Raw genomic sequence first — 26,235 nt, forward strand, 5'->3', positions numbered from 1 at the left:
AAGCAGGGCCTTAGCAAAGGTAAATAGCGCCGCCAATGTTGTTTTGGCTGGCACCGGTTACGCTGCTCAGGCAGTTATACTCCCCGCGCCAGCGCAATACCCCCAGAAAGGCAAAAATCAACGCCTCTTTAAACGAAACCACCTCCGGGCTTGGGACCTCCACAGTATACTTTGGCCCCAGCTGCTCACGGATCAGCTCCACCAAGTATAAATTAAAGGCACCACCGCCGGTTAACAGTACGCGGTGCTGCCCATCGTGGAGTAGCGGCAAAGCCAGTTTTATCTGCTGCGCGATATGCACACAGGTGGTATGTAATTTGTCAGCTACAGGCGTATTGCTTTCTGCTATACTTTTGAGGCTATACTCTAGCACCCATTCCTTGCCCAAAGACTTTGGTGCAGGCTCAGAAAAGTATGCTGGCTTGTTAAGTTGCTCTAAAAGAGTTTCTTGTAAGGAACCGGAGCGGGCCAAATCACCGTTGTTATCATAGGGCTTGCCCACGCTGTTAGCCAATGAGTTGAGCAGCATATTGCAAGCGCTAATGTCAAAAGCCAGGCGTTTGCCCTGTTGTGCATAAGAAACATTGGCAATACCTCCCAGGTTTATACAGTAGTCATAGTCCCCGAAAAGAAGCGCATCACCAATTGGTACCAGTGGTGCGCCCTGCCCGCCAAGAGCTATGTCCAGCGTTCGGAAGTCACAGATGACGGGTAAATTGGAGTTTGCCGCGATGTATGCTCCATGTCCCAGCTGCAACGAGATGTGTTTGCCGGGCTGGTGGAAGATAGTATGGCCGTGCGAGGCAACAAAATCTGGCTGTATCTCGTGTTGTTGTACAAATTCCTGAACCCGTTGGCCGATAAAACTGCCGAAGGCATGGTCTAACGCTACCAACTCAAGGGCGGTTGCAGTCTCGGCGCCTTGGAGTTGGCCAATTAGTTCATCGGAATATATTAATGTAGTAGTATTTAGTATATCATATATCCAATTTTTGGATTCATACGTAAATCTACAATGTGCTATGTCCAGGCCGTCTAACGAGGTGCCTGACATTAGCCCGATTACATGATAAGAAGTATCCATTAGCCAAAAATAGTAAAAGCACGGCAATGATTTTCAGCCAAATAGTGCAGGCTTCGTATATATCTTATTATGAATGAGATTGAAAATTGATTTGTAGAAACTGTTAGGTATAATTTTAATTATGAAAAGTTTGTTGTCAAGAGTTGAGTCGAAGAAGATAGATAAGGCGGCAGCCATGCTTAAAGTGTTGGCCCACCCTAAAAGATTAGCGATAGTGGATTTACTCGGGAAAGAGGATAAAATGACTGTTACCGAAATATATAAGCAGTTAGACCTGCCTCAGGCTATCGCATCGCAACACCTGATTACACTGAAAGACAAGGGCGTGCTCTCGTCTTTTAAAGTGGGAACGAAGATTTACTACTCCTTGGCTATTCCAAAGCTGATCGATGTGATCGACTGCCTGGAAGAATGCTGCATCGATATTTAAGCGCTACAAGCAACCGAAGGCTACCATTCTCTGCCAGGAGAAAAAACGGCTGCGGTCTCCGTATTTCACACTAAGTGAAAATTCGCGGAGGCCGCAGCCGTTTTTTTACTAAAAAAAATGTACCGTTTACACAGATTTATGATCTGCTTCTTCGGGTTGGTTTTCGAGGTTAAACAGGTCGTTCAGCAGATCGATCAGTGTTTCGGCCTCGCCGCGCTTACAGGCAGCCTTCAGTTGAAGCACTGGTAACTTAATGATTTTCTGCATCATAGACTTTGTGATGTTGTCGATCAGCTTCGTTTCTTTCGGGCCCATCTTTTTCATGTAGCGGGCCATCTCCTCCTGCCGAATAGTTTCCAACGCGTTCTTCAAGCGGTTGATCGTCGGCGACACCATCATCTCTTTCGACCAGTCGTTGAACTGCTCAATGGATTCTGTGATAATCTCCTTAACCTTCGGTACAGAGTTGATGCGGCGCTGCAATGCCTCCGATGCTTTATTCTGAATGGTATCAATGTTATAAACCAACACGCCCGGCACGTTCTCTACATCCTGCTCTACGCTGCGCGGCACAGACAGGTCGATAAAGAACTTAAACGTGAGCACGTTCAGGCGCTGGATCATTTCTTTGGTGAAGAAAGGCGTTTCGCGGGCTACTGATGAGATGATCACATCGGCATCCTTCAGGCCTTGAACGATATTCTCAAACGGAAGCACTTCCATGCCGCATTCCTGGGCCAGTGCTGTTGCTTTGGCCTGGGTACGATTCGTGATTTTTACGTTTTTATACCCAAGATCCTTAAGGTTACGGCAAACATCGGCACCAATCTCGCCTAAGCCTACCACCAAAATGCTTGGGTTAATAATATCTGTCGTGAGCTCCTCGATCAATTCAATAGCGGCATACGAGGTAGAGGCGGCACCATCGCGGAAGGAGGTTTCCTGCACTACGCGCTTGTTGGTGAAGAAAATCGTGTGCATCAGGCGGTGAAGGAAAGGGCCGGCGGTTTCGTTGTCGGCACTCCACTGGTACGCCGTCTTCACCTGGTTCGAGATCTGCATATCGCCTACCACCTGAGACTCCAGCCCCATCGAAACATCAAAAAGATGCTGCACAGCATCGTCGTGCTCGTTCACGATGGTGAAAAAATCGAAGTACTTGGTAATATTATCAATGCCCTTGGTAATGCCAAGCAGCTTTACAATTTCGGTACTATAATCAATATCAGCGTTGTAGTATACTTCGGTGCGGTTGCAGGTAGAGAGTACTAATATGTCAGAAGCCTGAATAAAGCCTTTGAGCGTCTGTAGAAAAAGCCTGCAGGAGGTTTCGTCTAAGGCAATCAGTTCCCTGATATCCAACGGCGCTTTCTTATACGACAGGCTGATTGCTTTAAAATTCTGAAGCATAATAACGTGGGTTCTACTAGGGTACAAAGGTAAAGCTCAATTTTTTAAAATGAAACTTACTTGCCCGCTATGTTTAATTTATACTAATTTCAAATAAATTACGTGTTTACTGCATGATTCCCATCTACTCCCAGAAGAACAGGATAAAGCTTATAGTTGTTATCATTGCTCTGATTATTGGTGCCGCTACCATTACCTATACAAACATACTTGTCAGCAAGTTATCGGAACGCGAGCAGGAGCTAGTGCAGCTGTACGCCAAGGGCTTACGCTACATGATAAATGCTCCCAGCGACGACAACATCGTGTTCATCGAAGAAGAGATTCTTTCCTCCAACACCACGGTTCCTGTTATCCTGACGGATGAAAACGAGAATATTCTCGATTCCAAGAACATAAGTATACCCGAAAACATTTCGGATAAGCCTGATAAAATAAATAATTACCTGCAGGGCGAAATAGAGAAGATGAAAGCCCAGCACGAGCCGATTGTGGTGCCCTGGGCTGAAGGGTCGGTTAACTACGTGTTTTACAAGGATTCAGAGTTGCTTTCGCAGTTGCGTTACTACCCTTATGTGCAGCTGATCGTTATTTCCTGTTTCGCGTTGGTGGCATACTTTGCCTTTAGTTACTCGCGCCGCGCCGAGCAGAACAGGGTATGGGTAGGCCTGGCCAAGGAAACAGCGCACCAACTGGGCACGCCACTCTCCTCGCTTATGGCCTGGTACGAGTACATCAAGGCTAACCCGAAGTTTGAGAACGAGCCAATTCTGGAGGAGCTGGGCAAAGACGTGCGCCGATTGGAGGTGATTACGGAGCGCTTTTCTAATATTGGCTCGGTGCCAACCCTGCGCGACGAGAACATCCTGGAGGTTACGGAAAACGCTATCAATTACCTGCAAAACCGAATCTCACGAAAAGTTACCTTTACTGTGGAGTCGGCTTTTGCGCCCGAAATTACTGCTAAGGTCAACGTGTCGTTGTATGATTGGGTGATCGAGAACATCTGCAAAAATGCTGTGGATGCGATGGAGGGCCGCGGAAGTATAAACATACAGTTAGTGTTACTGGGGAAAGGCAGCATTGCCGTAGATATCACGGATACGGGCAAAGGCATTCCCAAGAGCAAAGTCGATTCTGTTTTCCTGCCTGGCTATACTACTAAGCGGCGTGGCTGGGGCTTGGGCCTGGCGCTTGCCAAACGCATCATCGACAATTACCACGAGGGCAAACTTTACGTGAAATGGTCGGAGGTAGGAAAAGGCACCACTTTCCGTATCGTGCTGAACAGGTAGGGTAGAGAGTTAAAGAGTTAGAGAGTTAAAAAGTTAGAGAATTCAGGGCGGATGAAAAGTATGAGAAATGTCTTTTGTTCTTTGTCTCGTAATCTTTTGTCAAGCTAATGCTGGAAGTAGTAAAGTATAGCGCAACGCATAAACTGAATTGGAATGCCTTTGTGCGGACATCAAAGAATGGCACCTTTTTGCTGCTGCGCGATTACATGGAGTATCATGCCGAACGCTTTACCGACCACTCGCTGCTGTTTTACCATAAGAGCAAGCTGGTTGCACTGCTGCCCGCAAATGAGGCGGAGGAGGGGATTGAGAGCCACGGCGGCCTGAGTTATGGCGGTTTTATCACGGATAAACGCATGAAGGCCGCGCTGATGCTGGAGGTTGTAAAAGCCATGAAAACATACTTTGCCGGGCTGGGTTTCCGAAGTATAAAGTATAAAGCCATCCCGCATATTTATCACCAGTTACCCGCCGAGGAAGACCTGTACGCCCTTTTCAGGCATGAAGCCATACTTTACAGAAGAGACGTAAACTCGGTAATAGCTATGGCTAACGCTTTGACTTATAGTAAAACCCGTAGGTGGGAGGTGCGCAAGGCCAGCAAAAGCGAACTGCAGTTGCAATTAGCTACATCCTATGGGGCCTTTATGCAGCTGGAGCAGCAGGTGCTGCAGGAGCGCTATAACCTGGTGCCAGTGCATACGGCAGCCGAAATAGAACTGCTGGCGGCGCGCTTCCCGGAAAACATAAAGCTGTACACGGCAACTTTGGGTGATGAACTGCTTGCCGGCATACTCGTGTATGAAACAGCAACGGTAGCGCACTGCCAATACATGGGAGCCTCTGCAGAGGGCCGCAAGGCAAGTGCTTTAGACCTGTTGGTAGATTGGCTTCTACAAGAAGTATACTCCCACAAATCATACTTTAGCTTTGGTATTTCTACGGAGCAGGCCGGCAAGTATCTAAACGAAGGGTTGGTGTGGAACAAGGAAAGCTACGGCGCACGCGCTGTAATGCACGATTTTTACGAATTGAGGCTCTAGCCAAAGTATAAAGTATAAGCATGAAAAAAGCGTCGAGCTACTTCAGATAGGGGTAGCCCGACGCTTTTTAATTTAAGGTAAGATGAATAGATAGCTTTATGCCATTTCTGTGGCAGGAACAACTACCTCCTCGTTCTTCTTACCGAAAATCTTAATGAAGCCCCAAAGTATAACTGCGCCGATCAGGTAAACCAGTAGCCAGTGCACCCCAAAGCTGGAAAGATTCGTGCAGACAATGTTAGCTACCAGTGCTACTGTAACAGCATAGGGCAGTTGCGTTTTTACGTGGTCTATGTGGTTACAGCCTGAGGCAAGCGAGCTCAAAATAGTAGTGTCTGAGATTGGGGAGCAGTGGTCGCCGAAAACGGAGCCAGCCAGTACCACTGAGATTACATTGTAGATGATCGGCATGGTCTCATCCATCGGGTAGCCTTGTTGCTGGCACACATACCAGGCAGCGGGTAGCATCAGCGGGTAAAGTATGGCCATAGTGCCCCAGCTAGAGCCCGTCGAGAACGCGATGATGGCAGCCAGGAAGAACGTAATTTCCGGCAGGAACTGCGGCGAAATGTTGCCTGAGAACAGCGAAGTAAGGTACTCGGCCGTATACAGCTCCTTGGTTACAGCCGCCAAAGACCAGGCCAGCACAAGTATAAGTATGGCCGGGAGCATCGTTTTAAAGCCTACCACCAGTGATTCCATGGTAGATGTGAGGCTCATGATGCGCTGGCTTACCGTTAAGGCAATAGCCACAATCACACCACTCAGGGAGGCCCATACCAATGCTACATATGAGTTGGAATCGCCGATGGTAGTTGATAGCTTACGCAGAAAGCCCATGCTGGTATCAGCCCATACTTCGGGGGCATAACCCGTATAAAGTAACCCGATAACTGTGCCGAAAATAACGGTAAGCACCGGGAGCAAGGCATTAACCGCACGGGTGCGTGTGGCGTCTACGGGCTCAAACTCGGCCATTTCCTGTTGCTGTCTTTCCTGGCCACTTTCATCCAGGCTGGACGAGGTAACGGCACCCGTGGTGCGGGCACGCATCTCGGCTTTGTGCATGGTGCCAAAGTCGCGGTTCATCAGGATCAGCATCAGCATAAATACCAATGTAAGCACTGGGTAGTAAGCATACTCCAGCGAGTGGAAGAACATGGAATAAGCGCCTTCTTCAATGCCAAGGCTGATGGCTGCATCTTTGATGTATCCTAGCTCTGCACCGATCCAGGTGGTTACGAAGGCAATGGCCGCTACCGGGGCAGCTGTGCTGTCAACGAGGTAAGCCAGTTTCTCGCGGGATACGCGGTGCCCGTCGGTTACGGGGCGCATGGTGTTGCCCACGATCAGCGTGTTTGCATAATCATCAAAAAATATTGCCACGCCCAGCACCCAGGTTACCACCTGCGAGCTTTTAGCTGATTTGGCATAGCGTGAGAGCAGGTTTACCACTCCGGCCATGCCTCCGTTTTTAGAGATAATGGCCACCATGCCGCCAATCAGCATCGAGAAGATGATTACAGAAACGTGGTCTCCGTCGGTGAGCGCCTCCATCAGGTACGTATCGCCAACAGCCAGCAAGCCTGTGAAAAAAGACTTAACGGATAACCCGTAAATCACGAAGCCGCCTACCCAAATGCCTGCAAAGAGCGCCAGCAGTACCTCCCTGAAAATAAGGGCCAGCACAATGGCAATGAGTGGTGGAAGTATGGAAAGCCACATCGGAAACTCGCGCACGCCATTCTCTGCCTCCGGGTTGAGGCGATAGAGCCTTGCCAGGGTGTGGGTGCCCATGTTAGCGCTAACTTGCACCAATTCTGCGCGCTCGGAGAGCGAGAACGTTGCCTCGCCATTTAGGAATGCCGTTTCCAGCAGATCCCCGTTGACCCGGAGGGGTAGCGGCCCGTTATACTTTACCAGGTTGCCCTCCTCAGAGGTGGTGCGCAGGGTAAAGGCCGTGTCATTGATGGCTTGCAGTTGTAATTCTTCTATAGCGTCTTTCGAGATTGCATCCTGGGCCATGGCTTGCACGGTAAGCAGCAGGAGCAGCAAAAAGCTCAGGAGGGGCTTATGTAGCTTCATTTAGTTTTTGTGGGGTTTTTACAAAACTCCCTAAGTTAAGAAAGAATTGATAAACATTGAAATAATGCCATCGCGGCTATACTTGCGGCTTGGTTAAAACAAAACCGCCCCTGCACCAATGGCGCAGGGGCGGTTTTGTTAAATATTAGAAAGAGCTAGTGCCTTACCACTACTTTTCTGGTAACGGTTCGGTTGCCTTGCTGCAGGTGCAGCACATACATGCCGTCGGCCAGGTTTGGCAGGTTAAGCTCACGGGTGTAGGTGGCGCCAACGTTTTTAGCAGTTTCCACAAACACTACCTTGCCAACCATACTTACTAGGCGTACCTGTACTGGCGCTGCACTGGTGGTGGAATACTTGATCGAGAACTTCCCGTTAGTTGGGTTAGGTGTTACCTGTAACCCGTTTTCAGCAGAGAAGTCCCTCAGGCCAGTCAGTGTCAGGTTTAGATCTGCGGATAGGTTGGAGCAACCCTGCGCTGATGTAACCTGCACGTTGTACTTGCCGCTTGCTGTGGCAGTGTGCGTTTGGCCGGTAGCGCCTTCTATAGCCACGCCATTCAGGAACCACTGGTTGCCTTCTGCAGCAGAAGAGCTAAGTTCAGCGCTGTTTTGCGTTATAGTTGGCTTAGCTGGTAGCGGTTGGATGATAACCTCAATAGCTTCAGAGGTAACCTGGCATGATTTGCTGGTAAGAGTAACTGTGTAGCTGCCGCCGGCACTTGCTGTAATGCTCGGCGTGGTAGCGCCGTTAGACCAGAGGTAAGTATAACCATTGGTCAATGCTTCTTCTGAACTTACGCCTGTGTTTGCGCTCAGTACCACGCTGCCGCCTTCGCAGAACTCGGTAGGGCCTTCTGCTACAATAGCCGCCGACAGGGTAGTAACGGTTACCGGAACCTCCGTGCGGGCTGCAGTGGCACAGCTTGGCGTGCTTACCTGCCACTCGTACAGGAAGTAATAGAAGCTGGTTGGCGCCGTCTGGTTGTTGCCCGTGATGCTTACTAAACCGTCAAGCTTATAAGGGTAAGTGGCTGCGTTTGCAGTATTGTTACGGTAAGCCGTAGCGCCGCCGCCAAAATCAATCACTTGTATGCCGTAGTCCGTGCCTGCATTTGGTACTACCAGGTTTAAAGTATACTCTTTAACGCCAGGGGTTACCTCTATCGTTACACGATTCACGATCACATCGCTCTTGCCCATGTCCATGATTCCGATTGTCATGGTGCCGGCAGTGGCTACGTTGATGGTGGCTTTCTCCAGAACAAAAGGTGCAGCGGCATCGAAATACATGCGGCCTCCGGTAAAGGAAGAATAGGAGCCCCCGGTTGTGCTGCTAGGGGAGTTTAACTTGCCTCCTGTAGCGTTGCTGGCAGCTACAAAATAACTAGTGCCTCTTTCCAGTTTAGGCGTTGTAAAGCTATTTCCTGTGTAGAGCAACTCGCCGCCAGTGGCTGCGCTGTACCAATACAATTGCCCGCTGCTTGTTTGGGCGTTGATGGTGGCGCTGCTGTTAGCACAAGCGCTTGCATTTTCCACAGTTATCTGGGCCACATCGTTGTTAAGTACTACTGGCTGTGAAACAGTGCTTCCGCAGGTTGTAGCTACGGCAAGGGTATAGCTGCCTTTGGCTGTGGCCGTGTACGTGCTTTGGTCTGCTCCGGCAATTGGAGCACCGTCTTTATACCATTGGTAAGTATAAATGGCGTTTTGGGTGCTAAGCTTTGCGCGTAGTGTCTGCGAGAACGCATCACCAAGGCAAATGCCAGGGGTGAAGTCCTTCTCAATCACAACGGTGGCAGGAGGCAATGCATTGACTGTAACTGTGGTTGGCGCCGATGTGGCATCGCAGCCCAGTTCGTTAGTAACCTTTACTGTGTACTCGGCTGAAGTGGTAGCTGTGTATGTAGCTGCAGTGGCTCCGGCAATAGCCTGCCCGCCCTTGAACCAGGCATAAGTATAACCCGTGCCTGTGTTCGACTTCAACACTACTGAGTTTCCTTCGCAGAAAGTTGTAGCGCCCTCTGCTGTGATAGTAGCCTGAACAGGAGCAGAGGTATTAACTGGAACCACCACGCGCGGACCGGCGCAGCCGTAGGCTTTTACTTTTACATTGTAGAAGTAGTAGTAAGAAGCTGCTGTCGCGCTGTTGCCTGTAATAGACATCACGTTAGGGATTGTAAACGGATAGCCCGTTACGCCTGCGTTGTTTCTGAAAATGGTAGCGCCATTCTCATACGCAATAGAGATGCGATAGTCGCCAGCACTAGGGAAGGCCAGGTTAAGCGGATATACAGCGCCTTGGTCAGTCGGGTCGTCTGCAACGCTTCCTGCGGCTGCCGGAGTGCGGGTATTTGTCACATCCAACGTGGTTGTTGAAACAGGCACGCCAGCAAGTGTCTCCACTGTGAAGGTAATCTTACCGGGGTTGCCAATATATAACCTTGCACTCTCCAATATGAATGGCACTTTGGCGGTTACATATACAGAAGGGCCATACTGGTTGTAGCCACCGCCTGTAAAGCTAGTCTTGGCAGCCGGGCCAACCTGCCCTGTAAAATCATTAAGGGCAGCAAAGAGTACGTTGCCAGCCGGGGCTGCCGGAATGCTTGTGTTGTTGCCGGCGGCAAGCAGATTGCCTCCTATAGCGGCATCATACCAGAACGTTGTTCCGTCGCCAGCGCTCTTTAGCGCTACCTGCGTGCCTGCGCAAATGCTGGCGGTGGCGGTAGGCGCTGCAGCCGGGTTGCTGGCTACGCGAGTTTCAGTTTTAGCGTTGTTAGCCGGGTTCTGGTCATCAGCAAGCGAGGTATGCATGGCAAAAGTATATGTCTTGCCAGCCTGTGCATTAAAGCTGCCCTGCATGTAGAAGCGTGCTTCACCGTTTGCAGGAAGCGAACTAGTGTAGGTGCCCGTCAGTGTAGTAGTTTGCCCGTTATTGTTGGTTATGGCAACCGTAACAGGAATGTTTGATTGTGCCACTGTACCATAGTTGCGCAGCAGCACAATAATGCCTTGGCTTGGGTTTGCGCACAGGTTCTGATCCGGGAAGGCCAGGCTGGCCACACCCACATCTTTAGAGGCTTGTGCAAAACGCAGTAAGTAGTCCTGGGTTTCTCCTTTGGCATAAGTGCCGCAGGCCTTTACATCGGCTGCATCATTCGTCTCAACCAACACCACGCGCATTCTTGTCTGGGTATTTGGAGTTACTGAGGATGGCACGGTAATGCTTGTGTTGAATGTAGCACTGCCGCTTACGGTGCCGCTGGTCGCAACCAGTTCACCAGCATCGTCAAAGCTGCTGTTTCCGTTCCAATCGATGAATACTTTAGCGATTTTGTTGTTTTCCGCGCCGCAAGTGCCTAAGCCTATGCTTAACGGCAAGGTTTGGCCAGGTTCTGCAGTGCCAGTAAGGTTTGTGAAGTCAGCAAAGGCAGAGCAGCTAGTGCCTGAAGTGTTGCTGATTCCCGCAAAAGAGAAGCTGTCGATCTTGGAGTCGGCATCAGAAGTTGCGCCGGAGGCACAATATGCTGAGCCTCCTACTCCGCTAGCTAAAATGGAATATGCCTGTGGGCCACGGGTTAATGTGCCTTTGTGCGATACAGTTACAGTATAGCTGGCGCCAGGCACAGCATTGGCAATATATACTTGCTCCACATTGTCAAGGATGTTGTCGCCAAAGCCAGCCGGGTTGGCAGGGTTAGCTGGGTCTAGTACCCAAGGTTTATACTCTTCAAGGCCTTTGCTTATGCGCAGGTCCAGGTCGTTTACCAGCCTTGGGGCGCGGTTGTTAAGCATTGCAGCCGTAAATGGCAGTGTCTCGCCCTCCACGTCCGTCCAGGAAATGGTTATCATTAGCGGGCCTTTACCGGAAGCAGTAACATTAAAAGTATAAGTTTCGCCTTCGGCCAGCGTTTTCTCGGCCAGTTGGTAGTTGTTGCCTTTGTTAGATAGTAGATTGGCAGCGCGCTCCATGTTTACCAATCCCCAGCCATATACATAGTCCGGGCCAGGAGATGCACCTGCCTCATCGGCAGTATGTATGGCCAAGCCTTTCAGGGTAGCGGCACGCATAAAGTTGCCGTTTAGCTTGTGATAATATTCCTGAAGCAGGTTAAGAGAGCCTGAGACGTTCGGAGAAGACATAGAGGTGCCGTTGTAACTGGCATATGTGTTGTCTGCTGTACCTATCGAGGACAGAAGTCCAACACCATTACCGACTACATCGGGCTTGATACGGCCATCATCAGTAGGTCCCCAAGAGCTGAACGAGGATATCTTCACATCTTCCTTGGCGCGGTAGCCATTAGCGATCGGCTCCACAGCACCTACTGTAAGTATATTTTTAGCGTTTCCGTAGGTTGAGATAATGTCGTAGCCATTATTACTGCTGATACCTGCAGGGCGTGCAGTTACCAGCGTCCAGTAACCGTTAGCGTCTAGCTTCCAGAAAGGCTGCCCTATAGCCGGGCCGTTTTCGCTGCGGTTGTTGCCCGCCGATTTTACAATGAGGTAATATGGGGCATTGTAAGCAATCTGGTCCCACTCACGAGCGCGGTCATTGTAATAGCCAAAGTTGGCATCTTCCGTAGTGCTGACGTTTGGGTTGCCATAAAATTCCCAGTATGGGTTAGAAGTGGTGCCAGCACGGCTAGAGTTGTAGCGCCAGCCCGCAATAGTGCCATACGAGTGGTTAGAGATGAGGAGCCCGGCAGCGGCAGCGGCCATTTCCGGGCCATCGTTGCTAAAGTCCCAGGCCTGCAGGTTAAGCGCGCCAAATGACATGCCTTTAGCCAGCGCGTTTACACCTGAACCGATCATCGTGCCCGACACGTGGGTGGCATGGTCACTAATGCTTGTTACATTATCGCGCTGCACAATGCGGCCCGTTAATTCTTGGTGCGTGGCGCGTACAGCGCCGCCATCCCAAACGCCTAGCTTGCCCGATAGAATCGCACTGTTTCCGCTCAGGTTAAGGCCTGTAGAGCCACCTGCCCAAAGCTGGTTAGTGCTGATAGTGGCAGCCGCACGGGTATTGTTCTGAGTGATGTAGTATACCGGAAAACCAAGTGCATCAATGCCTTCGAGAGAGGCAAGCGTGCCATCTTCTTGCACCTGCTGCACTGCCCAATTGCGTTGCTTTGCCATTTGCAAGGCCAAGTCTTTGTTGCGCGAGTACTTCTCGCCTAGCACGGTGCGCATGCGCTGCAGCTCTGTCTGGTTTGCTTTTAGCGCACTTTTACCGGTTGTCTGGGCATGGGCGCCCCCTGTAGCCATAACCATTATTGCCACAGAAATATATGAAAGTAGCTTTTTCATGATGTGCTAATAATCAGTGTGTTGAAAAAGCCGCGTTACGGCATCTGGAGGCGCAGGCAGCATGTTGCTGGCGCACAGCAGGGGCAATAGCCCTGCGTTAAAGTACAGGTGATTCATCAATAAAGGTGATAGGTTAGAAAATTGGTAGAAGAGCTCGAGTAAATTTTGAGCACGCTAAATGTATAGCAATATTCTGATATTGCAAGCTATTAGGGTAGTAAAACTTTATAAAGAAAATTTGTGCTATACCGGAGACGCCCTATAAACCTGATTGATGTTGTGCTGTTAATGTAAAAGGCTCGCTGTGTGCCTACTAGGCCCTGTGGGGCAGAAGACTTACTTGGCTCGGTTTACTATAAATACACCGGCAAGTATAATCACCATGCCCAAATAGTGCCAGAGCTCAATGGTTTCGCCATCCAACACACCCCACATTAAGGCCACAATTGGAATAAGGTAAGTTGTGGAGCTGGCAAACAGCGTAGTGGAAATGTGGATGAGCTTGTTGAAAAGCACCAGGGCAATGGCCGTGCTGAACACGGCAAGTATGGCAATGTACATGAGGGCCTCCCAGGCGCCGGGCGTATGCTGCAGTTTATGCGCAAAGTCTGTGGTAAGCAGATAGCCCAGCGAAATTGGGCCAACGGTAAGCAGAGCCAGGCCGGAGATTACGTAAGGCTTGAGGTCGTGGAGGCGGTGCTTGATGATGTTAACACTGCCGCCGTAGCAAATTGTGGCGATAACAATATATAGGCCGTAGTACTTGTTATCGAGGTCGGCGCTGCCATTTCCTGAAAAAATAAGTATGGCTGTACCGGCAATGCCCACCAAAATGCCAAGCATACGCAGCCAGGTAATAGACTGCCGGAAAAACATGGCGCCAACCAGCAGGGTGAAAAGCGCCGTTAAGGAGTTAAGCACGCCGGCCAGCCCACTTGCCAGTCGGGTTTCAGCGTAGGCAAACAGAAACGCAGGCAGAAAATTACCCAACACCCCGCTACCCGCTAGGTACTTCCAGCGGCTTGGCTCCACCTTCCGGATGTGCTGCAAAGAGAATGGCAACAAGGCCATGCAGGCAATCACCATGCGCAACGCGCCCAGCTCCCCCGAAGAGTAAACTACCAAACCCTTTTTCATAAGTATGAATGAGGTGCCCCAGATCAGCGTGAGCACGATAATTAGGAGCCAAGACAGCGCGTTATTAGTGGCTTTGGCCGGGGCAGGAGTAGTTGCAGTTTTGATGGCGGTAAAAGTTAGGCGTTTAATATCCTGGGCAAAAGTATAAGAATGATCTGAAAGGAGGGCGATGGTGCAAAACTAATAGCAAGAAACAGAAAAAAGCCCTCGCAGTGGCTGGTGCTTGCAAGGGCTTTAGTATAGCTGTTTTATCTTTCCACGGCCTCGTAACTCATGGTTTGGGCAATCTCGTCCAGTGTGTCGTAGATTTCCTGGATGTCCTCGGACTGCACCAGCTTCATGCGCAGGGGCTTAAAGTGCGGCAGCCCCCGGAAGTAGTTGGTGTAGTGGCGGCGCATCTCAAAAATGCCGAGTTTGTCGCCCTTCCACTCCAGCGAGTGCGTAAAGTGCTGGCGGCATACTTCCACACGCTCCTCCAGGGTTGGCCCCGGTAAAATCTCGCCGGTTTTCATATAATGTTTGATCTCGTTAAAGATCCAGGGGTAACCTATACTTGCGCGGCCGATCATGATGCCGTCCACGCCATACTTGTTGCGGTACTCCAGGGCCTTCTGCGGCGAGTCGATGTCACCGTTTCCGAAGATCGGGATGTGCATGCGCGGGTTATTCTTGACCTCTGCAATCAGGCTCCAGTCGGCTTCGCCCTTATACATCTGCACGCGGGTGCGGCCATGTATACTCAGGGCTTTAATGCCGATGTCCTGCAGTCTTTCGGCGGTTTCTACAATAAATTTGGTGTTCTCGTCCCAGCCCAGGCGGGTTTTCACGGTAACCGGTAGGTTGGTCGCTTTCACGATCTCCTCGGTCATCTTTACCATTTTAGGGATATCGCGCAACAAAGCGGCACCTGCGCCCTTGCAGGCCACGTTTTTGACCGGGCAACCGTAGTTTATATCTATCAGGTCGGGGCCAGCCTGCGATGAAACAATGGCCGCCTCGCGCATCGACTCGATGTCAGAACCGAAAATCTGAATACCGATAGGGCGCTCGTAGTCAAAAATGTCGAGTTTTTGTACGCTTTTGGCAGCGTCACGTATCAAACCCTCAGAAGAGATAAACTCCGTGTACATCAGGTCGGCACCGTTGGCTTTGCATACCTTACGGAACGGCGGGTCGCTTACGTCCTCCATGGGGGCAAGCAGCAACGGAAACTCTCCTAGCTCTATGTTAGCAATCTTTACCAAAGCAAAATCTATATTTTCGCGTAAATTTACGTCAACTAAACCTAATTACCAGTATGAAAGGTTTCATCTCCAAAGATCTGCATCCAAGTTGGGTATTATTACTGCTGATAGTATACATGGCGGGCGGCTATTTTATAGCCATGTTTGTGGTAGGCCTGCTGGCAGATTGGATCTTCGGTATCAGCCTTTTTCAGCTGGCCGATGTGGCCACGAACCCTGCCGCGCACCCGCAGGGCCCCGGCGTAATGTTGCTGCTACAGGGCGTATTGCAGTTCTTTGCCTTTATCGTTACGCCGTTGTTTCTGCTGATGTCGTTGGGCTACAAGTTGGATAACTACCTGAACTGGAAAGTGCGGCCGGCCTGGCTGCTGGTGCTGCTCAGCGGAGCGCTTATCGTGCTGATTATGCCAGCCAACTCCGTGATCATCAACTGGAACGCCAACCTGAACTTCCCGGATTTTATGAGTGGCTTTGAGCAGTGGGCCCGGCAACAGGAAGACCAATTGGCAGAGCTTACCAAACTAATTACGCGCTTCGAAACGGTACCGCAGCTGCTGGTGGGTTTGCTGGTTTTTGCAGCCATACCTGCTATTGGCGAGGAGCTGGTGTTTCGGGGCATTACGCAGCGGCAGCTGTATCGCTGGAGCGGCAATATGCACGTGGCCATTTGGGTAACGGGCATCATCTTCGGGGCGATACACGTGCAGTTCTTCGGGTTTGTGCCGCGGGCCATACTTGGGGCGCTGTTCGGTTACCTATACTTCTGGTCCGGGCGCATCAGCGTGCCTATAATAGCGCACTTTGTTAACAACGGGTTTACTGTATTTATGCTATACTTGCATCAAACCCGCACCATCGACGCAGATATTGAGAGCACGGACACAATGCCGCTCTATAGTATAGCGTTGTCGGTGCTGATAAGTGCGGCAATTCTATACTACCTTTACCAGAACTTTGCCCGCCTGCCCCTGCGGCAGGAGAGCCTGGCCGAGGCCAACGAGATAGAGGAGCGAACCTAAACAAGCTAAAACCTAACCCTTACACTTGCCGCAGCGCCGGCGCAATTCCTGTTCATGAGTAAAAAGATCTCCACCCTCAGCAATCTAAACCAACGAATCATAGTAGGGGTGCTGGGCGCCGCTGTTTTTATAGGCGGCATCTGGTATAGCGAGTGGACCTATTTTCTGCTATTTCTGGGGCTCACGCTGCTGGGCATTTCCGAGTTCTACAATTTAGTGCGGGTGCAGGGTATAAAGCCAAACAAACCATTGGGGCTTATACTTGGCGGGATGTTTTTTGTCTCGATGTTTCTGGTGCAAAAAGAATCCATGCCCGGCGAGGTGCTATACTTATCGTTGCCTGTGTTGTTCCTGACGCTGATTCTGGAGATGTATCGCAAAAAAGCGCAGCCTTTCACTAACATTGCCTTTACCATCACTGGTGTGGCCTACGTGGCCGGGCCATTTGGCTTGCTTAACCTGCTGGGCTACCTGCACGGCGAGTATAGCTGGCAACCCATACTTGGCCTGATGCTGCTTATCTGGGCGGCCGACACGGGGGCCTACATCTTTGGCAAAAGCTTTGGCAAGCATAAACTTTTTGAGCGTATTTCGCCGGGCAAAACCTGGGAGGGCTGGGGTGGCGGCACACTGCTGGCCGTGCTGGTAGGCTACGGCATGTCTTTTTCGTTCGTGGATCTGCAATTGTACCAGTGGGTAGGCATGGCCGTTATCGTGGCTGTGTTTGGCGTGCTCGGCGACTTAACCGAATCCATGCTGAAGCGCAGCTTGGGCGTAAAAGACTCTGGTACACTGCTGCCGGGCCATGGCGGATTATTAGATCGTTTTGACAGCCTTTTGATGGCAATTCCGTTTATAGTTACTTTCCTGGAGATCTTCTGAAAAAAATTGCAGCCGCCCTGTAGGAGGTTGTAAGTATAATTCTCAACTTTGCCCCGAAATTCATACAATGATTGATTACTCACCCCTAAATTTTTTGAGTAGATGATGTTATATAAAGAGCCAGCACCGATAAAGGACAGAGAAAATCCTTTCGAGTCGATGATGTCGCGCTTCAACATAGCAGCTGAGGTGCTTGGGTTAGATGAGGAAGTGTACAACGTCCTTAAATCTCCTACTCGCCAGGTAATCGTGAACGTGCCCGTTACGATGGATGACGGCAAAGTGCGCGTGTTCGAAGGCTTCCGTGTAATGCACTCTAACATTCTGGGGCCATCAAAGGGCGGTATCCGCTATGCACCGGACGTTTTCCTGGATGAAGTAAAGGCCCTGGCTGCCTGGATGACCTGGAAGTGCGCTGTTGTGGACATACCTTACGGTGGTGCCAAAGGCGGTATCATCTGCGACCCATACTCTATGTCGGCTGGCGAGATTGAGCGCTTAACAAGAGCCTATACATCTTCGTTGGTAGATATCTTTGGCCCCGACCAGGATATTCCGGCGCCGGATATGGGCACAGGCCCACGCGAGATGGCCTGGCTGATGGACGAATACTCTAAAACCAAAGGTTCAACCACGCACGCTGTGGTAACAGGCAAGCCGCTTGTACTTGGTGGCTCGTTGGGCCGCGTAGAAGCTACCGGTCGTGGCGTGATGGTATCGGCGATGGCTGCCATGGAGAAGCTAGGCATGGACCCGCATAAATCTACTGCCGTGGTGCAGGGCTTTGGTAACGTAGGCTCATGGGCTGCTAAACTGATGGCCGAGCGCGGTGTTAAAATACTTGGCGTAAGCGACGTAAGCGGAGCATACTGGAACGATAAAGGCATCGATATAGAAGAAGCCATCGAGTATAAAAACGCACACAATGGCCGCTTAGAAGGCTTTACCGGCGCCGAGCAAATGAACCCGGACGACCTACTGACTGCTAAGGTAGACGTGTTGGTGCCTGCCGCCGTGGAAGATGTGATCACGATCCATAACGTGGATAAAATCCAGGCCCGCCTGATTGTGGAGGGTGCCAACGGCCCTACTTCTTACAAGGCCGATAACATCATCAACGAAAAAGGCATTATGGTTGTGCCGGATATCCTAGCGAACTCTGGTGGTGTAACCGTATCATACTTTGAGTGGGTACAGAACCGCATGGGCTTTAAATGGACGCTGGACCGCGTAAACGAACGCGCCGAGCGCATTATGAATGAAGCCTTTGAGCGCGTTTATGCGGCATCACAAAAATATAATGTGCCAATGCGAATAGCGGCCTACATCGTTGCAATCGACAAAGTAGCGATGACATATAAGTACCGCGGCGGATTCTAAAATATATTTTTTAGAAGAATAAGCGAAAGATTATATAATTTTGAAGCAGGTAATAGCCCATCCATAAAACTGGATGGGCTATTATGAGTTATAAAAGTACCTGCGGCAAACACATAAACGGATGAAAATTCATAAAGAAGGACGGAGAATTTTATTTATCACATTGTTAATTCTGGTAGTGCTAAACCTGCTGCTTTATAACTTTAATGCAGAGAATGGCACCTTTAACAGAATATTCTCCGCCGTTTCAGCCGTTCTCTTCCTGCTGATCCTGCAGTTTTTCCGTAGCCCTTACCGCAACCTGTTGCTGCACGAAGACTTGATTATTGCCCCAGCCGATGGCAAGGTGGTAGTGATTGAGGAAGTGGAAGAGCCAGAATATTTCCAGGACAAGCGCAAGCAGATCTCGATCTTCATGTCGCCGATCAACGTGCACATTACGCGCAACCCAGTTTCTGGCATCGTAAAGTATTTCAAGTATCACCCGGGCAACTACTTTGTGGCCTGGCACCCAAAATCGAGCACGCAAAATGAGCGTACTACTGTTGTGGTGGAGTCTACGGCTGGGCCTGAGGTGCTTTTCCGCCAGATTGCCGGAGCCATGGCGCGCCGCATCGTATGGTATGTAAGCGAAGGTGATGAAGTAAGCCAGGGCGAGGAATTCGGGTTTATTAAATTCGGCTCCCGCGTAGATATCTTCGTGCCACTGGATACAGAGATTAAAGCAGAGCTAGGCCAGAAAACCAAAGGCGGGCAAACGGTAATCGCGCAGCTAAAAACGCCAGCACCTACGCTGTTTGGGTAATACTTCTGCGTATCACGACACACGTATTACGTATCACGATAGTTAATTAAAAAGGCCGCTGCAAGTATAAACTGCAGCGGCCTTCTTAATTTATCTGAATCAGGATTCGCATGAGCGCCTTGCCCTGCCGCGAGTTTAGCGTAAGCGTAACTCGTGGCTAAGTATAAGATTGAGTTGTCAACTCAACTGTCCCGAAGGGACAAAGCAAACCATGAGAGCACTTCTGCTTTGCAATGATGCATATCTATAGTCTTTTGCCTTCTCTCTTATCGCCCAGAACGCAAGTTGAAAACTTGCCCCATTTCAGCCACGAGTTACGCTTACGCTAAACTCGCGGCAGTAACTGCAGTAATTGTAACTATCTGGAAGTCGTACTACGTGTGTCGTGCTACCTGATACGCTAAATCTAATACCAGCTTTCTACCAGCTTCATAACCTGCTCCAGGTATTTCTGATCTACCTCATCGAAGTCGTTTAGCTTGTCGCTGTCTACATCCAAAACCAGTTTTACCTCGCCGTTTACGATGGCTGGCAGTACAATTTCTGATTTAGAGTCGCTGCTGCAGGCGATGTGCCCCGGGAAAGCCTCCACATCGGGTACCAGCATGGTTTTTTGCTGTGTGTAACAAGCGCCGCAAACGCCTTTGTGGTAGGGGATGCGCGTGCAGGCAATCGGCCCCTGAAACGGACCCAGCACCAACTGCCCCTCCTTGTTAAAGTATACGCCCACCCAAAAGAAGCCCATACCCTGGCGCAAGGCAGCCACCAGATTGGATATATTGGCAATCAGGTCGGTCTCGCCAGTTGTGAGTGCCTCGATCTGCGGGAGAAGTGCTTTGTATTTTTCCTCTTTGCTGAGGTTTGCATCTATCAAAAGTGATTCTGCCATGTGATAATTTTGAATGAGTGATGTATGAATGACTGAATAAGTAAGTCCGGATCTGTGAAATCGGCTAAAGTCTACTGCCTAAGGAAATGCAACAGCTGGTCGGGGCCTAATGTTTGAATGCTTTTTAGCTGGCCGTAAACCATACTTGGTGCTTTTATGCCGGCAGCCAGTGTTTTATGCAGACTTTTAAAAACCATTGCCTCGTCCCAGAGGTTTGCCTGTAGCAGACTTTCCAGCAAAAACGTGCCACCCTCAACTAGTACAGAAAGAACGTTGCGCTGGTACAGGTCCTGCATAATCTGCGGAAGGATAGGCTGTTGCTCGTCTAGCTGCGCAAAGTATACATTCTCGCGGTTTTCCTGTTGCTTGTAAGTATAAACTACCGTAGGCTGGCTGCCATCAAACAGGTGGAGGTGCGGTGGTAGTAGCAGTTGCTTGTCGATAACCAGGCGCAGGGGAGGCTGCCCGTGCCAGAGGCGGGTGTTCAGGCGCGGGTTATCGTAAAGGGCTGTGCGGCTGCCTACCATAATTGCTTGCTCCTCGGAGCGCCACTTGTGCACCAGCCGCTGCGCCAGCTTGCCACTGATTTGCTCTTGCTGATAATTTGCCGCAGCAATAAACCCATCGGCGGTTTCGGCCCACTTTAAGAGTATAAAAGGGCGCTTCTGGCTATGAAACGTGAAGAAACGCTTGTTCAGCTCTAGTCCCTCGTCTTCCAGCATGCCAACTTTAACCATAGCGCCAGCCTCGAAAAGCTTCCTGATGCCTCGGCCTGCCACCAGTGGGTTCGGGTCGGTGTTGCATATAACCACATCTTTCACGCCATGGCTGATGAGCAAATCGGCACAAGGAGGCGTTTTGCCGTAGTGCGAGCAGGGCTCCAACGTAACATATATCCGGCTTTTAGGCAACAGGCTTTTATCTGCCACGGCGGCTATAGCGTTTACCTCGGCATGCGGCCCGCCATACTTCCGGTGCCAGCCTTCCCCGATAATCTGCCCCTTGTGCACCACCACGCAGCCAACCATTGGGTTTGGGCTAGCGTGGTCGGCACCTAACCGGGCCTGTTCCAAAGCGCGTCGCATGTATCGTTCGTCAGACATAGGGAAAGTTGGGAAGTTTGGAAGTTAGAAGGTTAAAAAGTTAGTGTGTTAGAGAGTATAACTCCTAAACTCTATAACTCTTCAGCTTTCTAACTCAAATAGTTTATTTTTGCAAAGATACCTAAATCAACAGAAAGTATAACCGTGGCTACCATCCAACAGTTGCAGCAGCATATTAGGGCAAGTATACAGGATGTTTATCCTGAGCCGGAGGCAGGAAGTATAACCCAGTTGGTGTTGGAGCATATGCTTCATAAAGACAGACTGCAGCTTTCGCTGGCGCAGCAGGAGCTTGTGGCCCCGGCGCAGGAGGCGCAAGCGGAACAGGTTATTAAGCGTTTGCAGGCCCAGGAGCCGGTGCAGTATGTGCTGGGCACGGCGCATTTCTATGGCTTGGACCTGGATGTAGATGAACGGGTGCTGATCCCGCGGCCCGAAACAGAAGAGCTGGTGCACCTGGCGCTGAAAGAGCATGAAGGCCGGGATAACCTGCACGTGCTGGATATTTGCACTGGCAGCGGCTGTATTCCGTTGGCGCTAGCCGCAAACCTATACCAAGCCAAGGTGTATGGACTGGAGGTATCGGAAGGGGCGCTGGCGGTAGCGCGTGCCAACGCGGCAAAGTATAACCTGCCCGTTACCTGGCTGCACGCTGATATTTTTGAGCCGGTTTCGGGTATAAATCCAAACTCCCTAGATATCATCACCAGTAACCCTCCGTATGTGCTGGAGGAGGAAAAGCTGCAGATGCGTGAAAACGTGCTGCAGTATGAACCGCACTTGGCGCTTTTCGTACCTGACCAGGATCCGCTGAAATATTACAGGAGAATAGCCGAAGTAGCTTTTGAGCTGCTGCGCGAAGGTGGCAAGCTATACTTTGAGATAAACGAACGCTATGGGCAGGAGGTGAAAGAGCTGCTATTGGCAGTGAGGTTTAGACAAGCGCAAGTCGTATCAGACCTGTTCGGCAAAGACCGTATGGTACGTGCCGTTCGCTAAGAGTACATACCTTTTTAAGATGAAATCATCAAAAGTATAGCTTTAAATTGTACTTTTGAAGTAAGCTGGCCAAAGGAGCCGGATATAAAAGTATAAAGGGCAGTCGATAAGCTGCCCATATGTATAATGGACCATTTTGCCCACGAAACCGCTGTGATAGATGCCGGCAGTATGATTGGCCGGGGTAGCAAAATATGGCACTTCGCCCATTTAATGGCAGGCTGCCGGCTGGGTGATGAATGTAACATTGGGCAAAACGTGGTAGTGTCGCCGGGTGTGGTGTTGGGCCGCAACGTGAAGGTACAGAACAATGTGTCGATCTACACTGGCGTTATCTGCGAGGACGATGTGTTTCTGGGTCCATCCATGGTCTTTACCAACGTCACCAACCCACGCAGCTTTGTGAACCGCAAAGAGGAGTTCAGGCAAACGTTGGTGCGGCGTGGCGCAAGCATCGGTGCGAATGCCACCGTAATATGCGGCCTGGAGATTGGAGAGTATGCCATGATAGGAGCCGGGGCAGTAATCACTAAAACAGTACCTGCCTATGCATTGGTGTATGGTAACCCTGCCCGGCAGCATGGTTGGGTGAGCCGCAACGGACATAAATTAGCTTTTAACGCTAACGGAGAGGCACAGTGCCCCGAAACAGGGGAGCGTTATATGCTTCAGGCCGGAGCGTGTAAATTTGTATCAGTATAAAAAACAATAGATAGCGTGTACGAACAACTGCTTAACAAAGAAGCCAAACTTGCCGTGATCGGCCTGGGCTATGTAGGTTTGCCTATTGCACTGGCATTTGCTAAAAAGATAAAAGTGATCGGTTTCGATATCAACGCAAAGCGCGTGGAGATGATGCGCAACAGCATTGACCCAAGCGGTGAACTGGAGAGCAATGATTTTGAGGGAGCTGATATTGAATTTACCGATAGTCTGGAGGTGTTGCGCGAGGCAAAGTTCTTTATCATGGCTGTGCCAACGCCTATCGACAGCTATGCGCAACCGGACCTGAAACCACTGCTAGCAGCATCAAGCACTGTAGGGAAAGTACTGAAAAAAGGTGATTACGCCGTGTTTGAGTCTACGGTATACCCTGGCTGCACCGAAGAAGATTGTGTGCCAGTGCTGGAGCGCGAGTCAGGCCTTAAGTTCGGAGATGACTTTAAAGTTGGCTACTCGCCGGAGCGCATCAACCCAGGCGATAAGGAGCATACTTTGGCTAAGATCGTGAAAGTAGTTTCTGGCAGCGATGCCGGGGCAGCCGAGGAAATTGCCAAAGTATACGAGCTGGTGATTGATGCGGGCGTGCACCGTGCGTCATCTATAAAAGTGGCCGAGGCCGCCAAAGTAATCGAGAATACGCAGCGCGACCTTAACATCGCCCTGATGAACGAGTTATCGATCATCTTCGAGAAAATGAACATCAATACCTACGAGGTGCTGGAAGCAGCCGGGACAAAATGGAACTTCCTGCGCTTCTCGCCAGGACTGGTGGGGGGCCACTGCATCGGCGTGGACCCATACTACCTTACTTACAAAGCAAAAGCGCTGGGTTACGATGCCAAAGTGATCCTGAGCGGCCGCAGCACCAACGATAACATGGGCGCGCACATTGCCAACAAACTGGTGAAGATGATGATCATGCGCGGCAAGAACATCTCCCAAACCAAAGTGCTGGTGATGGGTGCCACGTTTAAGGAGAATGTAGAGGATATCCGTAACTCCAAAGTGGTAGATGTGATCCGTGAGCTGCAAAGCTTTGGGGTAAACGTTGAGGTAGTAGACCCCTATGCAAGCTCTGAGGAACTGCAGCACGAGTATGGCTTTGGGCTGGTAGAAGAAGCTGGCAAAGATTACGATGCAGTGGTAGTGGCGGTGCCGCACCAACCATACCTGGAGCTAGACGAGAATTATTTCAAGAGGATCATGAACGACACCCCGATCCTGGTAGACTTGAAGGGAATTCTGCGCGGCAAAATTAACGAGATAGAATATACAAGCTTATAAGCTATGGCAAACGAAAAGATTCTGGTAACAGGAGGCGCAGGCTATATTGGTTCCCACACGGTGGTAGCACTAGTAGAAGCTGGTTACGAGCCTATTATTATTGATAACTTCTCAAATTCTGAGGAAAGTGCACTGGAAGGAATAGCCGCCATACTTGGCCGCAACATTCCGTGCCACCGCATTGATTGCACCAATGCCGAGGCGCTGCGTGAGGTGTTTGCGCAGGAGCAGGACATCAAAGGCGTAATTCATTTTGCGGCTTACAAGGCTGTGGGCGAATCGGTGGCAGAGCCGCTGAAGTATTACCACAACAATGTAGGTTCTTTGGTAACGCTGCTGCAGGTGATGGCTGAGTTTAGCGTGTTTAACCTGGTATTTTCTTCGTCGTGCACAGTGTATGGTATTCCGGATACTTTACCGGTAACCGAGCAAACGCCGGTGCAGAAAGCCAACTCACCTTACGGTAACACCAAAAAAGTATGCGAGGAAATCCTGACGGACCTGGCCAACAGCGGCAATAGCCATATCAAAGCCACGGCGCTGCGTTACTTCAACCCGATTGGGGCGCATCCATCTGCAAAGATTGGGGAATTACCGCTTGGCATTCCAAACAACTTGGTGCCTTTTATCACACAAACCGCCGCAGGTATACGCGAACAGCTAACTGTTTTCGGTAAAGATTATGATACACCGGACGGCACGTGTATTCGTGACTACATCCATGTGGTAGACCTGGCCAAAGCGCATGTGGTGGCAGTAGAGCGTCTGCTGCAAGGCAAAGCCGAAAGTATAGAGTTCTTTAATGTGGGCACCGGCAACGGCAACACTGTGTTAGAAGCAATTCATGCGTTTGAGAAGGCATCCGGCCAAAAGCTCAACTATAAAGTAGGCCCGCGCCGCGCCGGCGATGTGCCGAAAATTTATGCCGACGTGACAAAAGCCACGCAGGAGCTTGGCTTCAGAACCACCAGCACTCTGGAAGAGGCTATGAAAAGCGCCTGGGATTGGCAGTTATCCCTTCAAAAAGAAAAAGTATAAGTATGAAAATATTGATTACAGGCGGTGCGGGCTTCATTGGCTCGCATGTGGTGCGCTTGTTCGTAACCAAGTACCCGAATTACCAGATCTACAACCTCGACAAGCTTACCTATGCGGGTAACCTGCAGAACCTGTCGGACATAGAGGAGCGCGAGAACTATACTTTCCTGAAGGGTGACATTGTGGATGCGGCTTTTTTGGAGGAGGCTTTCGCAAAGTATAAGTTTGATGCGGTGATTCACCTGGCGGCCGAGTCGCATGTGGACCGTTCCATTTCTGATCCGTTGGCCTTTGTGCAGACAAACGTGATCGGCACGGTAAACCTCCTGAACACAGCGCGCAAGCACTGGGCCGATGACCTGAGCAAGCACCTGTTCTACCACATCTCCACCGACGAAGTATACGGCTCGCTGGGCGAGGACGGCCTATTTACCGAAGAGACGGCTTATGACCCGCGTTCTCCGTACTCAGCCTCAAAAGCAAGCTCTGACCACTTCGTGCGGGCATACTTCCATACATATGGCCTGCCGGTGAAGATCTCGAACTGCTCGAACAACTACGGCCCGAACCACTTCCCAGAGAAGCTGATTCCGCTGGCTATCAACAACATCAAAAACGAGCGCCCGGTGCCTGTATATGGCAAAGGCGAGAACGTGCGCGACTGGCTCTACGTGCTGGACCACGCACGCGCGATCGATGTAATATTCCATGAGGGGAAATTGGGCGATACCTACAACATTGGGGGCGTAAACGAGTGGAAGAACCTGGACCTGATCGAGCTGCTTTGCGACCAGATGGACGAGAAGCTGAACCGCGAGAAAGGCCACTCCCGCAAGCTGATCACCTTCGTGAAGGACCGCGCCGGCCACGACCTGCGCTATGCCATCGACTCCTCCAAGCTGATGGACGAGCTGGGCTGGAAACCATCGGTGACTTTTGAAGAAGGCCTGAGCAAAACAGTGGACTGGTACCTACAAAACCCGGAATGGCTCGAAAACGTGACCTCTGGCAACTACCAGAGTTACTACGAGCAGCAATACACTGATCGCTAATTTATCAAGCAAAGT

20 protein-coding genes are annotated in these 26,235 nt (G+C 50.5%); 12 read left to right on the forward strand and 8 right to left on the reverse strand.

The annotated features are described in order from the left end of the window. Window positions 1-10: 10 nt before the first annotated feature. Complete coding sequence (locus tag D1627_RS11570) at window positions 11-1,084, reverse strand: anhydro-N-acetylmuramic acid kinase (RefSeq protein ID WP_119432390.1); 1,074 nt, start codon at window positions 1,082-1,084, stop codon at window positions 11-13. A 121-nt stretch (window positions 1,085-1,205) separates the two neighbouring features. Between D1627_RS11570 and D1627_RS11575 the strand changes: the two genes are divergently transcribed. Then, on the forward strand, window positions 1,206-1,514 hold the full coding sequence (locus D1627_RS11575) for an ArsR/SmtB family transcription factor (RefSeq protein ID WP_025608763.1): 309 nt from the start codon (window positions 1,206-1,208) through the stop codon (window positions 1,512-1,514). A gap of 126 nt (window positions 1,515-1,640) precedes the next feature. On the opposite strand, the gene hemA is transcribed toward D1627_RS11575, so the two are convergent. Next, window positions 1,641-2,924, reverse strand: coding sequence for a glutamyl-tRNA reductase (gene hemA, locus D1627_RS11580; protein ID WP_119432391.1), 1,284 nt, complete (start codon window positions 2,922-2,924; stop codon window positions 1,641-1,643). Between the two features lie 113 nt (window positions 2,925-3,037). Here hemA and D1627_RS11585 point away from each other — a divergent pair, with 113 nt between their 5' ends. Both D1627_RS11585 and D1627_RS11590 read left to right on the forward strand, forming a co-directional pair. Beyond that, complete coding sequence (locus D1627_RS11585) at window positions 3,038-4,219, forward strand: sensor histidine kinase (protein WP_119432392.1); 1,182 nt, start codon at window positions 3,038-3,040, stop codon at window positions 4,217-4,219. Between the two features lie 107 nt (window positions 4,220-4,326). Further along, window positions 4,327-5,262 (forward strand): GNAT family N-acetyltransferase, encoded by a 936-nt coding sequence (locus D1627_RS11590; RefSeq protein WP_119432393.1) that lies wholly within the window; start codon window positions 4,327-4,329, stop codon window positions 5,260-5,262. 96 nt (window positions 5,263-5,358) lie between these two features. Here D1627_RS11590 and D1627_RS11595 read toward each other — a convergent pair whose 3' ends face one another. The 4 genes from D1627_RS11595 to dusB all read right to left on the reverse strand — a co-directional run bounded on the left by D1627_RS11595 (window position 5,359) and on the right by dusB (window position 15,046). Further along, complete coding sequence (locus D1627_RS11595) at window positions 5,359-7,347, reverse strand: Na+/H+ antiporter NhaC family protein (protein WP_233555608.1); 1,989 nt, start codon at window positions 7,345-7,347, stop codon at window positions 5,359-5,361. Between the two features lie 155 nt (window positions 7,348-7,502). After that, window positions 7,503-12,665 (reverse strand): S8 family serine peptidase, encoded by a 5,163-nt coding sequence (locus D1627_RS11600; protein ID WP_119432394.1) that lies wholly within the window; start codon window positions 12,663-12,665, stop codon window positions 7,503-7,505. Window positions 12,666-13,001: 336 nt separating this feature from the next. After that, window positions 13,002-13,838, reverse strand: a complete 837-nt coding sequence (locus D1627_RS11605) for a DMT family transporter (RefSeq protein WP_449421207.1) — start codon at window positions 13,836-13,838, stop codon at window positions 13,002-13,004. Between the two features lie 212 nt (window positions 13,839-14,050). Then, complete coding sequence (gene dusB / locus D1627_RS11610) at window positions 14,051-15,046, reverse strand: tRNA dihydrouridine synthase DusB (protein ID WP_119432396.1); 996 nt, start codon at window positions 15,044-15,046, stop codon at window positions 14,051-14,053. Window positions 15,047-15,099: 53 nt separating this feature from the next. Between dusB and D1627_RS11615 the strand changes: the two genes are divergently transcribed. The 4 genes from D1627_RS11615 to D1627_RS11630 all read left to right on the forward strand — a co-directional run bounded on the left by D1627_RS11615 (window position 15,100) and on the right by D1627_RS11630 (window position 19,132). Further along, on the forward strand, window positions 15,100-16,065 hold the full coding sequence (locus tag D1627_RS11615) for a CPBP family intramembrane glutamic endopeptidase (protein ID WP_119432397.1): 966 nt from the start codon (window positions 15,100-15,102) through the stop codon (window positions 16,063-16,065). 54 nt (window positions 16,066-16,119) lie between these two features. Beyond that, a complete protein-coding gene (locus D1627_RS11620) occupies window positions 16,120-16,947 on the forward strand; it encodes a phosphatidate cytidylyltransferase (protein WP_233555610.1) in 828 nt (275 codons plus the stop codon). Between the two features lie 105 nt (window positions 16,948-17,052). After that, window positions 17,053-18,327, forward strand: coding sequence for a Glu/Leu/Phe/Val family dehydrogenase (locus D1627_RS11625; protein WP_119432552.1), 1,275 nt, complete (start codon window positions 17,053-17,055; stop codon window positions 18,325-18,327). A 121-nt stretch (window positions 18,328-18,448) separates the two neighbouring features. Further along, on the forward strand, window positions 18,449-19,132 hold the full coding sequence (locus tag D1627_RS11630; protein WP_119432398.1) for a phosphatidylserine decarboxylase family protein: 684 nt from the start codon (window positions 18,449-18,451) through the stop codon (window positions 19,130-19,132). A 406-nt stretch (window positions 19,133-19,538) separates the two neighbouring features. On the opposite strand, the gene D1627_RS11635 is transcribed toward D1627_RS11630, so the two are convergent. Together D1627_RS11635 and ribD are read right to left on the reverse strand one after the other, a co-directional pair. Continuing rightward, the gene (locus tag D1627_RS11635) at window positions 19,539-20,021 is read right to left on the reverse strand and encodes a GAF domain-containing protein (protein WP_119432399.1); all 483 of its coding nucleotides are present in this window, start codon (window positions 20,019-20,021) and stop codon (window positions 19,539-19,541) included. Window positions 20,022-20,092: 71 nt separating this feature from the next. Beyond that, the gene (gene ribD / locus D1627_RS11640; RefSeq protein WP_119432400.1) at window positions 20,093-21,124 is read right to left on the reverse strand and encodes a bifunctional diaminohydroxyphosphoribosylaminopyrimidine deaminase/5-amino-6-(5-phosphoribosylamino)uracil reductase RibD; all 1,032 of its coding nucleotides are present in this window, start codon (window positions 21,122-21,124) and stop codon (window positions 20,093-20,095) included. A gap of 144 nt (window positions 21,125-21,268) precedes the next feature. Here ribD and prmC point away from each other — a divergent pair, with 144 nt between their 5' ends. From prmC to rfbB, 5 genes are all read left to right on the forward strand, one after another. Next, window positions 21,269-22,123, forward strand: coding sequence for a peptide chain release factor N(5)-glutamine methyltransferase (gene prmC, locus D1627_RS11645; RefSeq protein ID WP_119432401.1), 855 nt, complete (start codon window positions 21,269-21,271; stop codon window positions 22,121-22,123). Window positions 22,124-22,249: 126 nt separating this feature from the next. Beyond that, window positions 22,250-22,825: an acyltransferase gene (locus D1627_RS11650; protein ID WP_119432402.1), complete on the forward strand. Its 576-nt coding sequence runs from the start codon at window positions 22,250-22,252 to the stop codon at window positions 22,823-22,825. Window positions 22,826-22,840: 15 nt separating this feature from the next. Then, a complete protein-coding gene (locus D1627_RS11655) occupies window positions 22,841-24,130 on the forward strand; it encodes a nucleotide sugar dehydrogenase (protein WP_119432403.1) in 1,290 nt (429 codons plus the stop codon). 3 nt (window positions 24,131-24,133) lie between these two features. Beyond that, window positions 24,134-25,168, forward strand: a complete 1,035-nt coding sequence (gene galE / locus D1627_RS11660) for a UDP-glucose 4-epimerase GalE (protein WP_119432404.1) — start codon at window positions 24,134-24,136, stop codon at window positions 25,166-25,168. A gap of 2 nt (window positions 25,169-25,170) precedes the next feature. Next, window positions 25,171-26,220, forward strand: coding sequence for a dTDP-glucose 4,6-dehydratase (rfbB, locus tag D1627_RS11665; protein WP_119432405.1), 1,050 nt, complete (start codon window positions 25,171-25,173; stop codon window positions 26,218-26,220). Window positions 26,221-26,235 lie beyond the last annotated feature (15 nt).

It is taken from the genome of Pontibacter oryzae, from assembly GCF_003576375.1.
In the GTDB taxonomy this organism is placed as follows: Bacteria; Bacteroidota; Bacteroidia; order Cytophagales; family Hymenobacteraceae; genus Pontibacter; species Pontibacter oryzae.